Annotated in this window: 9 protein-coding genes; all 9 read left to right on the forward strand. The window is 71.3% G+C overall.

Translation table 11 applies throughout. The annotated features are described in order from the left end of the window. A partial coding sequence (malQ, locus tag CCN39_RS16615; RefSeq protein WP_086842981.1) for a 4-alpha-glucanotransferase occupies positions 1–1,474 on the forward strand: 1,474 nt, incomplete at its 5' end. A 68-nt stretch (positions 1,475–1,542) separates the two neighbouring features. Beyond that, positions 1,543–3,669, forward strand: coding sequence for a glycogen debranching protein GlgX (glgX, locus tag CCN39_RS16620; protein WP_086842983.1), 2,127 nt, complete (start codon positions 1,543–1,545; stop codon positions 3,667–3,669). Continuing rightward, positions 3,666–5,930, forward strand: coding sequence for a malto-oligosyltrehalose synthase (gene treY / locus CCN39_RS16625; protein WP_086842985.1), 2,265 nt, complete (start codon positions 3,666–3,668; stop codon positions 5,928–5,930). The genes glgX (CCN39_RS16620) and treY overlap by 4 nt, the downstream gene beginning before the upstream one ends. Next, on the forward strand, positions 5,927–7,639 hold the full coding sequence (gene treZ / locus CCN39_RS16630; protein WP_086842987.1) for a malto-oligosyltrehalose trehalohydrolase: 1,713 nt from the start codon (positions 5,927–5,929) through the stop codon (positions 7,637–7,639). The genes treY and treZ overlap by 4 nt, the downstream gene beginning before the upstream one ends. Positions 7,640–7,689: 50 nt before the next feature. Next, positions 7,690–9,837, forward strand: a complete 2,148-nt coding sequence (gene glgX, locus CCN39_RS16635) for a glycogen debranching protein GlgX (protein WP_086842989.1) — start codon at positions 7,690–7,692, stop codon at positions 9,835–9,837. 405 nt (positions 9,838–10,242) lie between these two features. Beyond that, positions 10,243–12,225 carry a maltotransferase domain-containing protein gene (locus tag CCN39_RS16640; RefSeq protein WP_086842991.1) on the forward strand — a complete coding sequence of 661 codons (1,983 nt, stop codon included), beginning with the start codon at positions 10,243–10,245 and terminating at the stop codon, positions 12,223–12,225. Between the two features lie 40 nt (positions 12,226–12,265). After that, positions 12,266–14,074, forward strand: a complete 1,809-nt coding sequence (treS, locus tag CCN39_RS16645) for a maltose alpha-D-glucosyltransferase (RefSeq protein ID WP_086842995.1) — start codon at positions 12,266–12,268, stop codon at positions 14,072–14,074. 5 nt (positions 14,075–14,079) lie between these two features. Further along, positions 14,080–15,459: a maltokinase N-terminal cap-like domain-containing protein gene (locus tag CCN39_RS16650; RefSeq protein ID WP_086842993.1), complete on the forward strand. Its 1,380-nt coding sequence runs from the start codon at positions 14,080–14,082 to the stop codon at positions 15,457–15,459. Further along, positions 15,456–15,985: GlgB N-terminal domain-containing protein (locus CCN39_RS16655; protein WP_434781107.1), on the forward strand; the 530-nt coding region annotated here is incomplete at its 3' end. The genes CCN39_RS16650 and CCN39_RS16655, both read left to right, overlap by 4 nt.

The raw sequence follows: 15,985 nt of genomic DNA on the forward strand, positions 1-15,985 counted from the left end.
CGCCACCTTCGCCGCCCGGTCGGCCTCCGAGCTGGACGCCGGCGTGGTGCTGGTCAACCCGGTCCAGGCGATCAGCCCCGCCCACCCGATCGAACGGTCGCCCTACTCCCCGGCGAGCCGCCGGTTCGCCAACCCCGTCTACCTGCGCGTCACCGCCACCGAGACCTTCCGGAACGCCGACGCCGCGACGCGGGAGGCCGTCGAATCCCTGGCCCCGGACCGCGAAGGCGAACTGATCGACTACGACGCCGTCTGGACCGCCAAGCGCGCCGCCCTCGAGCTGCTGTGGCCGCACCGCGTCGAAAACGTGCCCGAGGACGCCGACCTGAGCGGCTTCGCCCTCTTCTGCGCCCTCGCCGAGCGGCACGGCGGCGACTGGCGGGACTGGCCGGAAGACCTCCGCGACCCGGCCGGGCCTGCGACCGCGAAGGCGCGCGACGAGCTCGGGGACCGCGTCGCCTTCCACGCCTGGCTCCAGCACCTCTGCCGGGTCCAGCTGGAAGCGGCGCGGACCGCCGCGCGGGAAGCCGGGATGACCGTCGGGATCGTGCACGACCTGCCGGTCGGGGTGCACCCCGGCGGGGCCGACACGTGGGCGCTCAACGACGTCTTCGCCGCCGACGCCCGGGTCGGCGCGCCGCCCGACGCCTTCAACCAGCAGGGGCAGGACTGGAACCTGCCGCCGTGGCGGCCGGACAAGCTGGCCGAGGCCGGGTACGCCCCGTTCCGGGACGTCATCCGGGGTGTCCTGCGCTTCGCCGACGGCATCCGCGTCGACCACATCGCCGGCCTGTGGCGGCTGTGGTGGATCCCGCCGGGCGAGCCCGCGCACCGCGGCACGTACGTCCACTACGACGCCGAAGCGATGGTCGGCGTGCTCGCGCTCGAAGCGCACCGCGCCGGGGCCGTCGTCGTGGGGGAGGACCTCGGCACCGTCGAGGAGGTCGTCACCGAAACCATGCACGAACGGGGGATGCTCAGCTCCGCCGTGCTGTGGTTCGAACGCGACTGGGACACGCCCGGCCAGCCGTTCACCCGCCCGGCGGAATGGGACCCGGACGCGATGGCCAGCATCTCCACGCACGACCTGCCGACCGTCTCGGGCTGGCTGAAGAGCGAGCACGTCCGGGTCCGGGCCGAGCTCGGACTGCTGGACCGCGGGGTCGAAGCGGAGGAAGCGGCGGCCGCCGAGGAGCGCACGGCGCTGCTGGAACTCGTTGCGCGGGAAGGGATTCCGGGCGACGACCCGGTCGTCGCGCTGCACACCCTGCTGGCCTCGGCCGCGTCACGGCTCGTGCTGACCTCGCCGGCCGACGTCGCGGGCCAGGTGCGGCAGCCGAATCTGCCCGGAACGGTCGACCAGTACCCTAACTGGCGGATTCGCCTGCCCGTCAGCGTTGACGGCTTCTTCACCGCGAAGGGGGTCCGCGCCGCGGTCGCACCGCTGGCGGCGGCCCGGCCGCTGCCCCGGTAACGACCACCCCGTCGCGCGCGACCCCCGGTGATACGCCACCGGCACGACCAAGCTCGAGGAGAAACCCAGTGCGGCCCTGGCCCGGAACGCCCTACCCGCTCGGCGCCACCTACGACGGAGTCGGGACGAACTTCGCCCTGTTCTCCGAGGTGGCCGAGCGCGTCGAACTGTGCCTGTTCGACGCCGAGGGCAAGGAGACGCGGTACGCGCTCGAAGAGGTGGACGGCTTCGTCCACCACGGCTACCTGCTCAACGTCGGGCCCGGGCAGCGCTACGGGTACCGCGTGCACGGCCCGTACGACCCGAAGCGCGGCCTGCGCTGCAACCCGAACAAGCTGCTCATCGACCCGTACGCGAAGGCCGTCTCGCACGGCGTGAAGTGGGACGAGTCCCTGTTCGGCTACCAGTTCGACAACCCGGACGAGCGCAACGACGACGATTCCGCCGGTCGCGTGCCGTATTCGCTGGTGGCGAACCCGTTCTTCGACTGGGGCAACGACCGGCAGCCGAAGCGGCCGTACAACGAAACGGTCATCTACGAGGCCCACGTCAAGGGCATGACTGTGAACCACCCGTTCGTGCCCGAACCGCTGCGGGGCACCTACGCCGGGCTCGCGCACCCCGCCGTCGTCGAACACCTGCAGAAACTCGGCGTGACCGCGGTGGAGTTGCTGCCGGTGCACCAGTTCGTCACCGACCACGGCCTCGACGGGAAGGGCCTGACGAACTACTGGGGCTACAACACGATCGGGTACTTCGCGCCGCACGACTCCTACGCGGCGATGCCCGGCGAGGGCGGCCAGGTCCAGGAGTTCAAGGGCATGGTCAAGGCCTTCCACGAAGCCGGCATCGAAGTCATCCTCGACGTGGTTTACAACCACACCGCGGAGGGCAACCACCTCGGGCCGACGCTGTCGATGCGGGGCATCGACAACGAGGCCTACTACCGGCTGGTGGAGGGGGAGCCCGAGTACTACATGGACTACACCGGCACCGGGAACTCCCTCAACGTCCGCAACCCGCACACCCTGCAGCTGATCATGGATTCGCTGCGCTACTGGGTGACGGAGATGCACGTCGACGGCTTCCGCTTCGACCTCGCCTCGGCGCTGGCCCGCGAGTTCTACGACGTCGACCGGCTGTCGACGTTCTTCGACCTCGTGCAGCAGGACCCGATCGTCAGCCAGGTGAAGCTGATCGCCGAGCCGTGGGACGTCGGCCCCGGTGGCTACCAGGTCGGCAACTTCCCGCCGCTGTGGACGGAGTGGAACGGGCAGTTCCGCGACACCGTCCGGGACTTCTGGCGCGGCGAACCCTCGACGCTGGGCGAGTTCGCCTCGCGGATCACCGGCTCGTCGGACCTCTACCAGGACGACGGCCGCCGTCCGTTCGCGTCGATCAACTTCGTCACCGCGCACGACGGCTTCACGCTGCGGGACCTGGTGTCCTACAACGAAAAGCACAACGAGGCCAACGGCGAGGACGGCCGGGACGGCGCCGACGACAACCGGTCGTGGAACTGCGGGGTCGAGGGCGAGACCGACGATCCCGAGGTGCTGACGCTGCGCGCGCGGCAGCAGCGCAACATGCTGGCCACCCTGATGCTGTCCCAGGGCGTGCCGATGATCCTGCACGGCGACGAGTTCGGCCGCACCCAGCAGGGCAACAACAACGTCTACTGCCAGGACTCCGAACTGTCCTGGATGGACTGGGAACTGGCCAAGGAGAACGCCGACCTGGTCAAGTTCACCGCCGGGCTGGGCGCGTTGCGGCACCGCCACCCGGTGTTCCGCCGCCGCCGGTTCTTCCAGGGCGGGCCGGTCGGCAAGGGCGACAAGCTCGGCGACATCGCCTGGTTCACCCCGGCCGGCGAGGAGATGACCGAGCAGAACTGGGACGACGGCTTCGGCAAGGCGGTCGTCGTCTTCCTCAACGGCAAGGCGATCCCCGACCTCGACCAGCGCGGCATGAAGGTCGAGGACGACTCGTTCCTGCTCGCCTTCAACGCCCACTACGAGGACATCGACACCACGCTCCCGGGCAACGGCTACGGGGAGAGCTGGACCGTCGTGGTCGACACCGCGACCGGGGAGGTGGAACCCGCCGACGCGAAGCCGATCGAAGGCGGCGGCCGGCTCACCCTCCCCGCCCGGTCCCTGATCGTGCTGCAACGGACGGAGACGGAATCCGCATGACCGTGCCGGAGTCGACCTACCGGGTCCAGCTGCGCCCGGAGTTCACCTTCGCCGACGCGGCCGGCATCGCCGGCTACCTGCGCGACCTCGGCATCGGCGCGCTGTACCTGTCGCCGGTGCTGGACGCGACCCCGGGCTCGACGCACGGCTACGACGTCGTCGACCCGACCCGCGCGCGTCCCGCGCTGGGCGGCGAGGGGGCGCGCCAGGAGCTGTCCGCGCTGCTGAAGGAGCTCGGGCTGGGCCTGGTGGTCGACATCGTGCCGAACCACATGTCGGTCGAGGTGCCGAAGGCGAACCGCTGGTGGTGGGACGTGCTGAAGCACGGCCGCGACTCGGAGTACGCGGCCTTCTTCGACGTCGACTGGGACCGCGGCCCGCTCCTGCTGCCGGTCCTGGGCGACGACGACGCTGTCGCGGAGCTGTCCGTCCACGGCGACGAGCTGGTCTACTACGACCACCGGTTCCCGATCGCCCCCGGAACGGAAACCGGGACGCCGCAAGAGGTCCACGAGCGCCAGCACTACCGCCTGATCGGCTGGCGCCGCGGCAACGCGGAGCTGAACTACCGCCGGTTCTTCGACATCACGAACCTGGCGGCGGTCCGCGTCGAAGACCCGAAGGTGTTCGCCGGGACGCACGGCGAGGTGCTGCGCTGGGTCGCCGACGGCGACGTCACCGGCCTGCGCGTCGACCACCCGGACGGCCTGGCCGACCCGGGCGGCTACTTCCGGCGGCTGCGGGAGAACGCGCCGGACGCGTGGATCGTGGCCGAGAAGATCCTGCACCCGGGCGAGCCGCTGCCGCAGAGCTGGCCGGTCGACGGCACCACCGGGTACGACGCCCTGCGTGAGATCGCCGGCGTCTTCGTCGACCCGGCGGGCGAGCCCGGCTTCACGGCACTGGCGAACGAGCTGGGCGTGAAGACCGGCTACCACCGCGTCGAGGCCGAGGCCCGGCGCCTGGTCACCGACCGCATCCTGGTCGCCGAGGTCCGGCGGATCGCGGCGCTGCTGCGGGACGTCGAAGCCGAGCAGGCGCGGCAGGCGGTGGCCGAGACGATGATCGCCTTCCCGGTCTACCGCTCCTACCTGCCCGAAGGCGCGGCGCACTGGGCCGCCGCGATCGCCGGGGCGCGCCAGGCCCGGCCGGACCTCGCCGGCCCGCTCGAAGCCCTCGACGCGCAGGTCCGCGCCGAGCCGGACGGCGAGCTGGCCACCCGGATCCAGCAGACGTCCGGCATGGTCGTGGCCAAGGGCACCGAGGACACCACGTTCTACCGCTACACCCGCTTCGCCGCGCTCAACGAGGTCGGCGGCAACCCGGACCGCTTCGGCCTCGGTGTCGAGGAGTTCCACCGGCTGGCCGCGGAGCGCGAAGCCGGTTACCCGGCCGCGATGACGACGCTGACCACGCACGACACCAAGCGGTCCGAGGACACCCGAGCCCGGATGGCCGTGCTGGCCGAACTGCCCGGCGAGTTCGCCGAAGCGGTCCGGCGGTGGACCGCGAGCCACGGGATCGACGAGCCGTCGCTCAACCTGCTCGCCTGGCAGACGCTGGTGTCCACCTGGCCGATCGAGCCGGCCCGGCTGCGGGACTACCTCGACAAGGCGGCCAAGGAGGCCAAGCTCCGGACCAGCTGGACCGACCACGACGAGGCCTTCGAGGCCGCCGTCGCCGCCTGGCCCGACGCCGTCGTGGACGACGCCGACGTGGCCGCGTTCGTCGCGCGGATCGAGCGGCCGGGCTGGAGCAACTCGCTCGGCCAGAAGCTCGTCCAGCTGACCGCGCCCGGCGTCCCGGACGTCTACCAGGGCACCGAGCTGTGGGACTTCTCGCTGGTCGACCCGGACAACCGCCGTCCGGTCGACTACGCGGTCCGCCGCGAGCTGCTCGCGCGGATCGCCGAGGGCGAGCTGCCGGAGATCGACGCGTCGGGCGCGGCGAAGCTGCTGGTCGTGCACAAGGCGCTGAAGCTGCGCCAGGAGCACCCCGCGTTGTTCCGCGGCTACCGGCCGCTGCGCGCCGAGGGCGTCGCGGCGGAGCACTGCCTGGCCTACACGCGCAGCCCCGGCCTGGCCGTCGCGGTCACCCGGCTGCCGGTCGGCCTGGAAGCCGCGGGCGGCTGGCGCGACACCGTGCTGCCGCTGCCGGACGGCGTCTGGACCGATGTCCTGACCGGCCGGGACGTCTCCGGCGACCTGGCCACCCTGTTCGACCGTTACCCCGTCGCGTTGCTGGTGCGAGGAGACGCATGAAGTTCAGCGTGTGGGCCCCGTCGGCCCGCCGGGTCCGGGTGAGCGTCGACGCGGGCGTGCACGAGATGACCGCCGGCGACGGCGGCTGGTGGCACGCCGACGCCGACGGCATCAACTACGCCTTCCTGGTCGACGACGACGAGAAGCCGCTGCCCGACCCGCGGTCGCGGTGGCAGCCGCACGGCGTCCACGCGGAGTCGCGCGTCTACGACCACGGCGAGTTCGAGTGGACCGACGACGCGTGGCACGGCCGTCAGCTGCCCGGCGCCGTCCTCTACGAGCTCCACATCGGCACGTTCACCGAGGGCGGCACCTTCGACGCGGCCGTCGAGCGGCTCGACCACCTCGTCGACCTCGGCATCACGCACGTCGAGCTGCTGCCGGTCAACTCCTTCGACGGGACCGCGGGCTGGGGCTACGACGGCGTCCTCTGGGGCGCGGTCCACCAGCCCTACGGCGGGCCGGACGGGCTCAAGCGGTTCGTCGACGCGGCCCACGCGCGCGGCCTGGCCGTCGTGCTCGACGTCGTCTACAACCACCTCGGGCCGTCGGGCGCCTACCTCGACAGGTTCGGGCCGTACTTCGCCGGGCAGAACGACTGGGGTCCCGGTCTCAACCTCGACGGCCCGGGCTCCGACGAGGTCCGCCGGTACGTGATCGACAACGCGCTGAGCTGGTTCCGCGACTTCCACATCGACGCCCTGCGCCTCGACGCGGTGCACGCGCTGCTCGACCGGCGGGCCGTCCACCTGCTCGAACAGCTCGCCACCGAGGTCGACGCGCTGTCGGCGGCGCTCAACCGGCCGCTGACCCTGATCGCCGAGTCCGACCTCAACGACCCGCGGCTGGTCACGCCCCGCGAGCGCGGCGGCTACGGCCTGCACGCCCAGTGGTCGGACGACCTGCACCACGCCCTGCACGTCAAGCTCACCGGCGAGGCGACCGGGTACTACACCGACTTCGCCGCGCCGGACGCCCTGGAACGGGTGCTGCGCGAGGTGTTCTTCCACGCCGGTACCTGGTCGTCGTTCCGGGAGCGGACGCACGGCCGCCCGGTCGACACGCGGACCGTGCCCGGCCACCGCTTCCTCGGCTACCTGCAGAACCACGACCAGATCGGCAACCGCGCCACCGGCGACCGGCTGTCCGCGACGGTCTCGGTGGACCGGCTGGCCTGTGGCGCCGCGATCCTGTTCTGCTCGCCCTACACGCCGATGGTGTTCATGGGGGAGGAGTGGGCGGCGAGCACGCCGTGGCAGTTCTTCGCGTCCTTCCCGGACCCGGAGCTGGCCGAAGCCGTCCGCACGGGCCGCCGTCGCGAGTTCTCCCGGCACGGCTGGGGCGAATCGGACGTACCGGACCCGATGGACCCGGCCACCGTCGAACGGTCGCGGCTCGACTGGACCGAGGTCGAGCGTCCCGGTCACCGAGAGATGCTCGAGCTCTACCGCGCGTTGATCCGGCTGCGCCGCGAACGGCCGGAGCTGGCCGACCCGTGGGTCGCCGGCCTGCGGATCGACTCCGCGCCGGACGGTTCCTGGCTGGTGCTGCACCGCGGCACGCTGCGGCTGGCGGTCAACTTCGGCGTCGGCCCGGTCACGCTCCCGCTCGGCGCCACCGAAACCCTGCTGACCTGGGCGGACGCCACTGTGGACGGGGGTGCCGCGCAGCTGCCGCCGGACGGTTTCGTGCTGGTCGAGACGAAGTAACCGTCCGGCACACCGCGCACGAAGCCCCCCTTGTCTGGGACGATTCAGGAATGGCCACACGACCCTCCGCCGATCACGTCCTCGCCGGGCGCCCGTTCCCGCTCGGCGCCCACCCCGAGGCCGGCGGGGTGCGGTTCGCGATCACGTCCGCCGTCGCGGACGCCGTCGACCTGTGCCTGATCGACGCCGACGGGTCCGAACGCCGGATCGCGCTCACCGAGCGCACCTTCGGCGTCTGGCACGGCCTGGTCCCCGGGGTGACGCCGGGGCAGCGCTACGGCTACCGGATCCACGGCCCGTACGACCCGGCCCGCGGCCTGCGGTGCAACCCGCACAAGCTGCTCCTCGACCCGTACGCCCGGCAGATCACCGGCGGGCTGACCGACCTGCGCGCGGCCCAGGGCTTCAGCGGCGATCCCGAGCGCGGGCCCATGTCCACAGTGGATTCACTGGGCAGCGTGCCGCTGTCGGTGGTCACCTCGCCGGGCGGGCCGGACACCGGGATCAAGCCGGAGGTGCCGTTCGAGGAGGCGGTGGTCTACGAACTGCACGTCAAGGGCTTCACCCGGCAGCACCCGTTCATCCCGGAGGCGCTGCGCGGCACCTACCTCGGCCTGGCCCACCCGGTGGCGATCGAGTACCTGACCCGCCTCGGCGTCACCTCGGTCGAGCTGCTGCCGGTGCACGCGTTCCTCGACGAGCCGTCGCTGATCCGGGCCGGCCGGCACAACTACTGGGGCTACTCGCCGCTCGGCTTCTTCGCCCCGCACGCCGCCTACGCCAGCGAACCGGGCCACGAGGTCGAGGAGTTCCGGCTGATGGTGGCCGCCCTGCACGCGGCCGGCATCGAGGTGATCCTCGACGTCGTGTTCAACCACACCTGCGAGGGCGGGCCGGACGGGCCGACGCTGAGCTTCCGCGGGCTGAACGCGCCGGTGTACTACCTGCACACCGACCGCGGGCACATGGCCGACATCACCGGCTGCGGCAACACCCTGGAGGCCGGCTCGCCGACCGTGGTCCGGCTGGTCACCGACTCGCTGCGGTACTGGACGCAGGAGATGGGCGTCGACGGCTTCCGGTTCGACCTCGCCAGCACGCTCGGCCGGCCGCGCGGGGGAGCGTTCGACGACGCGTCGACGCTGCTCACCGCGATCACCACCGACCCGGTGCTCTCGCGCTGCAAGCTGATCGCCGAGCCGTGGGACGCGACCGGCGAGGGCTACCGCGTCGGCGGCTTCGGCGCCCAGTGGGCCGAGTGGAACGGCCGCTACCGCGACACGGTGCGTGACTTCTGGCGCGGCGCGACCGGCGTCCGCGACCTCGCCTACCGGCTGTCCGGTTCGTCGGACCTGTACGACCACAACCTGCGGCGGCCGTGGCAGTCGATCAACTTCGTCACCGCGCACGACGGCTTCACGCTGCGGGACCTGGTGTCCTACAACGAAAAGCACAACGAGGCCAACGGCGAGGACAACCGCGACGGCGGCAACGACAACCGCTCGTGGAACCACGGCGCCGAGGGTGACACGGACGACCAGGGGATCCGGCAGCTGCGGACCCGGCAGGCGCGCAACATGTTCGCCACCCTGCTGCTGTCCACCGGCACCCCGATGCTGACGGCCGGCGACGAGTTCTGGCGGACCCAGCGCGGCAACAACAACGCGTACTGCCTCGACGACGAGACGTCGTGGTTCGACTGGACCCCGGACAACCCCGACGCCGAGGCCATGCTCGCGTTCGCCCGCCGGGTCGTGCGGCTGCGCGCGAACAGCCCGGCGCTGCGGCAGCCGGAGTTCTTCGAAGGCCGGACGACCCCGACCGGCAAGCCCGACCTGGTCTGGTTCCGCCCGGACGGCGAGGAGTTCGGCGAGAGCGACTGGTTCGAGGACCGCCACACGCTCGGCATGTGGATCGACGGCTCGAACAGCCAGGCCCGCAACCGCGAGGGCGAACTGGTGCCCGACCACTCGTGGCTGCTCTGGCTGCACGCCGGCGACTCCCCGGCCGAGGTGATCCTCCCGGGCCGCGAGTACGGCGAGACGTTCAAGCCGACCCTGGACACGAGCACCGCGGACGGCAGCCCGGCCAACCCGGGCACCCTGGAGGCGAAGGGCCGGGTGACCCTCCAGTCCCGCTCCCTCCTCCTGCTCCGCGCCCCCCGCCTGGCCGCCGAACCCCAGCCCGAACCCTACTGACGCGTACCGAAAGGGTCGACACGCGTGATCCGAAGGTCGACACGCGTGAGGGAAGGGTCGACACGCGTGATTGGAGGGTCGACACGGCACAGCCGCCGTGTCGACTCCCCGATCACGCGAGTTGACTCCCCAATCACGCGTGTCGACCCTGGGGACACGGGCGAATCGTCCATTCGGGTACGGCTCTTGGCCGTTCGGGTTCGCGTGTCGTGCGCGCGCGGCCCGGCGTCCGGTGCGCGCTTGCGCGTAACCTGCCGGACACGTGGGCGGAACTCGTTGCGCCGGAAGCGTTTCAGTTGATCCGTTTTGGGTACAGGGATAGAGAACCCTGCCTCGTGGGCGCTTGATCGAGTCAGGCAGACTGTCGCCGTCTGCGTCCAACCGACACACCGAGGGGCGTTGCCCATGACCGGCCGGCTCGGCATCGACGACGTCTCCCCCAGCGTGAGCTGCGGCCGGTATCCGGCCAAAGCCGTTGTGGGGGAACACATCCCGGTCTTCGCGACCGTCTGGCGCGAGGGTCACGACGCCGTCGCGGCCACCGTCGCGTGGCGCGGTCCCGGCGACCGGCTGACCCGCCAGACGCGGATGGTGCCGCGCGGTCCCGATCACCCCGACGAGTTCGCCGCGGTGATCGCCCCGGACACCACCGGCCTCTGGACGTTCCGCATCGACGCGTGGGGCGACCCGTGGGCGACGTGGGAGCACGCCGTCGAGGTGAAGGTCGCCGCCGGGCAGGGGCCCGAGGACCTCGCGAACGACATCGAGAACGGCGCCCGGCTGATCGAGCGCGTCTCCCGCCGCCCCGACCGCCGCGGCGAGAAGGCGCTCCTGGTCGGTGCGGTGAAGGCCCTGCGCGACGAAGAGCGCAGCCTCGCCGAGCGCGTCGGGCCCGCGCTCTCGCCCGAGGTCCGCCAGATCATGCACGAGTTCCCGGTGCGGGAGCTGATCACCAAGGGCAAGCCGCACAAGATCTGGGTCGACCGCCGCCGCGCCGCGTACGGCTCCTGGTACGAGCTGTTCCCCCGCTCGACCGGCGGTCTGGACGCAGAGGGCAAGCCGGTGCACGGCACCTTCGCCACCGCCGCGGCCGCCCTCGACCGCGTCGCGAAAATGGGCTTCGACGTCGTCTACCTCCCGCCGGTCCACCCGATCGGACGGGTCAACCGCAAGGGCCCGAACAACACGCTCGACGCCAAGCCGGAGGACGTCGGCTCGCCGTGGGCGATCGGCGCCGACGAGGGCGGGCACGACGCCATCCACCCCGACCTCGGCACCTTCGACGACTTCGACGCCTTCGTCGCGCGCGCGGAAGAGCTCGGCATGGAGGTGGCGCTCGACTTCGCGCTGCAGGCCGCGCCCGACCACCCGTGGGTGCTCAAGCACCCCGAGTTCTTCACCACGCGCCCGGACGGCTCGATCGCGTACGCGGAGAACCCGCCGAAGAAGTACCAGGACATCTACCCGATCAACTTCGACAACGACCCCAAGGCCGTCTACGAAGAGATGCTGCGGGTGATCACCGTCTGGATCGACCACGGGGTGAAGATCTTCCGGGTCGACAACCCGCACACCAAGCCGCCGGACTTCTGGGCGTGGCTGATCCAGTCGGTCAAGGACGCTCACCCGGACGTGCTGTTCCTGGCCGAGGCGTTCACCCGCCCGGCGCGCCTGTGGGGCCTGGCCCGGCTCGGCTTCACCCAGAGCTACACCTACTTCACCTGGCGCACCGGCAAGCAGGAACTGATCGACTTCGCCATCGACCTGCGGGAACACTGGAACGAGGGCCGGCCGAACCTGTTCGTCAACACGCCGGACATCCTCCACGAGTCGCTGCAGCGCGGCGGCCCGGGCATGTTCGCGCTGCGGGCGGCGCTCGCGGCGACGATCTCGCCGACGTGGGGCGTCTACTCCGGCTACGAGCTGTTCGAGCACGTCGCGGTCCGCGAAGGCAGCGAGGAGTACCTCGACTCCGAGAAGTACCAGCTGCGCCCGCGCGACTTCGAGCGCGCGCTCGCCGAAGGGCGTTCGCTGGAGCCGTGGCTGGCGAAGCTGAACGCCGTCCGCCGCGCCCACCCCGCGCTGCAGCAGATGCGCACCCTGCACTTCCACCACGTCGACAACGACGCGCTGCTGGCCTACTCCAAACAGGACCCGGCCACCGGCGACACCGTGGTCACGGTCGTCACCCTCGACCCGTACGGGCCCCAAGAGGGCACGCTCTGGCTCGACACCGGCGCGCTCGGCTTCGAAGCGCACGAACGGCTGATCGCGCACGACGAGGTCACCGGCGACACCTGGGACTGGGGCCCGGCGAACTTCGTCCGGCTCGAACCGTGGCGCGCGGTGGCCCACGTGGTCTCGGTGAGACGGCGGCTGGCCGGCTGAGAACGGAAGGACAGGAACCCGAGGGACTGAGGTGGAACAGATGGCGGATGAGGCCCGGCCCGACGCGGCGTTGGGGCTGGAGGGCGTGCCGCACACCGGCGAGGCGATGACCGCCGACGGCATGCTCGTGGAACCGCAGGCCGGGGACTTCCGGTCGGCGCAGCAGGCGCCGAGCAACCCGGAGTGGTTCAAGGGCGCGGTGTTCTACGAAGTGCTGGTGCGCGCGTTCGCCGACTCGAACGGCGACGGCACCGGCGACCTGAGAGGCCTGGCCGGCCGGCTCGACTACCTGGCCTGGCTGGGCATCGACTGCCTGTGGCTGCCGCCGTTCTACGCCTCGCCGCTGCGCGACGGCGGGTACGACATCAGCGACTTCCGCGCGGTGCTGCCGGAGTTCGGCAGCGTCGAGGACTTCGTCTTCCTGCTCAACGAGGCGCACCGGCGCGGCATCCGCGTGATCACCGACCTGGTGCTCAACCACACCTCGGACGCGCACCCGTGGTTCCAGCAGTCCCGCAGCGACCCCGACGGCCCGTACGGCGACTACTACGTGTGGAGCGACGACGACTCCCGCTACGCCGACGCGCGGATCATCTTCGTCGACACCGAGACGTCGAACTGGACCTACGACCCGGTGCGCGGCCAGTTCTACTGGCACCGGTTCTTCTCCCACCAGCCCGACCTGAACTTCGAGAACCCCGACGTCCAGAACGCGATGATCGACACCCTGCGGTTCTGGCTGGACCTGGGCATCGACGGGTTCCGCCTGGACGCCGTGCCGTACCTGTTCGAGCAGGAGGGCACCAACTGCGAGAACCTGCCGCGCACGCACGAGTTCCTCAAGCGCTGCCGCAAGGTCGTCGACGACGAGTACCCAGGCCGCATCCTGCTGGCCGAGGCGAACCAGTGGCCCTCGGACGTCGTCGAGTACTTCGGCGACCCGGCGGTCGGCGGCGACGAGTGCCACATGGCGTTCCACTTCCCGCTGATGCCGCGGATCTTCATGGCGGTGCGCCGCGAGTCCCGGTTCCCGATCTCGGAGATCCTCACCCAGACCCCGACCATCCCCAGCGGGGCCCAGTGGGGCATCTTCCTGCGCAACCACGACGAGCTGACCCTCGAGATGGTCACCGACGACGAGCGCGACTACATGTACGCGGAGTACGCCAAGGACCCGCGGATGAAGGCCAACATCGGCATCCGCCGGAGGCTGGCCCCGCTGCTGGACAACGACCGCAACCAGCAGGAGCTGTTCACCGCGATGCTGCTGTCCCTCCCCGGTTCGCCCGTTCTGTACTACGGTGACGAGATCGGCATGGGAGACAACATCTGGCTCGGCGACCGCGACGCGGTTCGCACCCCCATGCAGTGGACCCCGGACCGCAATGCCGGGTTCTCCTCCTGCGACCCGGGCCGGATCTACCTGCCGGTGATCATGGACCCGGTGTACGGCTACCAGGGCCTGAACGTCGAGGCGCAGTCGAACAACGACGCCTCGCTGCTCAACTGGACCCGCCGGATGATCGAGGTGCGCAAGCAGCACCACGCATTCGCCGAGGGCGAGTTCATCGACCTCGGCGGGTCCAACCCGAGTGTGCTGGCCTACAAGCGCCAGTGGCGGCGCCCGGACGGCGGCGAAGACGTCGTGCTCTGCGTGAACAACCTCTCCCGGTTCCCGCAGCCGGTGGAGCTGGACCTGTCCGCGCACCGCGGGTGCACGCCGGTGGAGCTCACCGGCGGCGTGCGGTTCCCCAGCATCGGGGACCTGTCGTACCTGCTGACGCTGCCCGGGCACGGCTTCTACTGGTTCCAGCTGACGAGCCCGGGAGACGAAGGCGAAGCGAGGTGAGTCCCTTGTCCGACCCGCGCGAGCTGGTCGACGACCTGACCGGCGACCTGAAGCGCTGGCTGCCCGAACAGCGGTGGTTCGCCGGCAAGGACCGGCCGGTGACCGGTGTCCGGCCGCTCGGCGTGACCGAGCTGGTGTCCGGTGATCCGCAGTTGCTGCACGTCGTCGTCGAGGTCGCCCAGGACGACCGGCGCGAGCCCTACCAGCTGCTGGTGGGCCGGCGGACGCATCCGCCCGAGATCGCGTCGACCAGCTGGATCGGCGCCGTCGGCGACCTCAACGCCTACGAGGCGTCCGGCGACCTCGACGTCACCGGCGTGCTGCTCGACCTGATGGCCCGCGAGGAGACCGTGGGCTCGCTGACCTTCGAGCACGAGCCCGGCGTCGAGCTGGAGACCGGCCTGCGGGCCCGGCCGATCACCTCGGAGCAGAGCAACACGTCCCTGGTCTACGCCGGGCAGTACATCCTCAAGCTGTTCCGGAAGCTGACCCCGGGCAAGAACAAGGACCTGCTGCTGCACCGCGCGCTGCAGGCGGTGGGCAGCAAGCACATCGCACCGGTGCTCGGGTCGATCACCGGCGACCTGGACGGCGAGCCGACCACGGTCGGCATGCTCCAGCAGTTCGTCCCGGACGCGGTCGACGGCTGGGCGATGGCCACCACCAGCGTCCGTGACCTGATGGCCGCACCCGAACTGCACCCCGAGGAGGTCGGCGGCGACTTCGCCGGCGAAGCGGAGCGGCTCGGGCGCGCCGTTGCCGAGGTGCACGCGGACCTCGCCGAGGCCCTCGGCACCGAGCCGGTGGACGCCGACGAGCTGGAACGCTCGGCGAAGGCGATGCTCGACCGGCTCGACACGATCGCCGGGCGGGTGCCGGAGCTGGCCGGGCACGCCCCGAAGCTGCGGGCGGCGTTCGAGAAGCTGCGCACGGTGCCCGCCGGTTCGGTGGAGATGCAGTACATCCACGGCGATCTGCACCTCGGCCAGGTGCTGCGGACCGTGGGCGGCTGGCTGCTGATCGACTTCGAGGGCGAGCCCGCGGCCCCGGTCGAGGAACGCCACGCGCTCCGGTCGCCGTTGCGCGACGTCGCGGGCATGCTGAGGTCGTTCGACTACGCGGCCCAGCAGATGCTGGTCGGCCAGCCGGACGAGGCGGCGCTGGCCGAGCGCGCCCACGAGTGGTCGGAGCGCAACCGGACGGCGTTCTGCGAGGGCTACGCCGCGATCGCGGCGGACCCGCGGGAGCAGGGCGAGCTGCTGCGCGCCTTCGAACTGGACAAGGCGGTCTACGAAGTGGGTTACGAGCACGCGAACCGGCCGGACTGGCTGGGCGTGCCGCTCGCCTCGATCGCCCGGATCACTAGCGGAGGGACGACACCGTGAACGCGGCTCCCGAAGGCCTCCCGGCCGCGGCCCCGCCGGCCGCGGACATCGACCGGCTGCTCGCCGGGTCCCACCACGACCCGCACTCGGTGCTGGGCGTGCACGCGGTGGGCAAGGGCTTCGCGGCCCGGGCGCTGCTGCCCGGCGCGAAAGCCGTCACGCTGTGCGCGGGCGAGCGGAAGTACCCGATGGAGCCGGTGATCGACGCGCTGTTCGCCGTCGCCGTGCCCGAGCACCCCGGCGACTACCGGCTGGAAGTCGAGTACGACGGGCACACCGCCACCTCCGACGACCCGTACCGCTGGCTGCCCACCGTGGGCGAGCTGGACCTGCACCTGATCGGCGAGGGCCGGCACGAACGGCTCTGGGAGGCGCTGGGCGCGCACCTCCGGTCGTACGAGACGCCGAACGGGGTCGTCGAGGGGACCTCGTTCGCGGTCTGGGCGCCGAACGCCCGCGGCATCCGCGTGATCGGCGACTTCAACGGCTGGGACGGGCGCGGGCACCCGATGCGCTCGCTCGGCTC

Source organism: Amycolatopsis kentuckyensis, from assembly GCF_002155975.1.
Lineage (GTDB): Bacteria > Actinomycetota > Actinomycetes > Mycobacteriales > Pseudonocardiaceae > Amycolatopsis > Amycolatopsis kentuckyensis.

Bases quoted from the DNA above. Each gene is read 5' to 3' on its own strand.
- glgX (WP_086842989.1), top strand. From the start codon at position 7,690: ATGGCCACACGACCCTCCGCCGATCACGTCCTCGCCGGGCGCCCGTTC.
- treY (WP_086842985.1), top strand. From the start codon at position 3,666: ATGACCGTGCCGGAGTCGACCTACCGGGTCCAGCTGCGCCCGGAGTTC.
- treS (WP_086842995.1), top strand. From the start codon at position 12,266: ATGGCGGATGAGGCCCGGCCCGACGCGGCGTTGGGGCTGGAGGGCGTG.
- treZ (WP_086842987.1), top strand. From the start codon at position 5,927: ATGAAGTTCAGCGTGTGGGCCCCGTCGGCCCGCCGGGTCCGGGTGAGC.
- CCN39_RS16640 (WP_086842991.1), top strand. From the start codon at position 10,243: ATGACCGGCCGGCTCGGCATCGACGACGTCTCCCCCAGCGTGAGCTGC.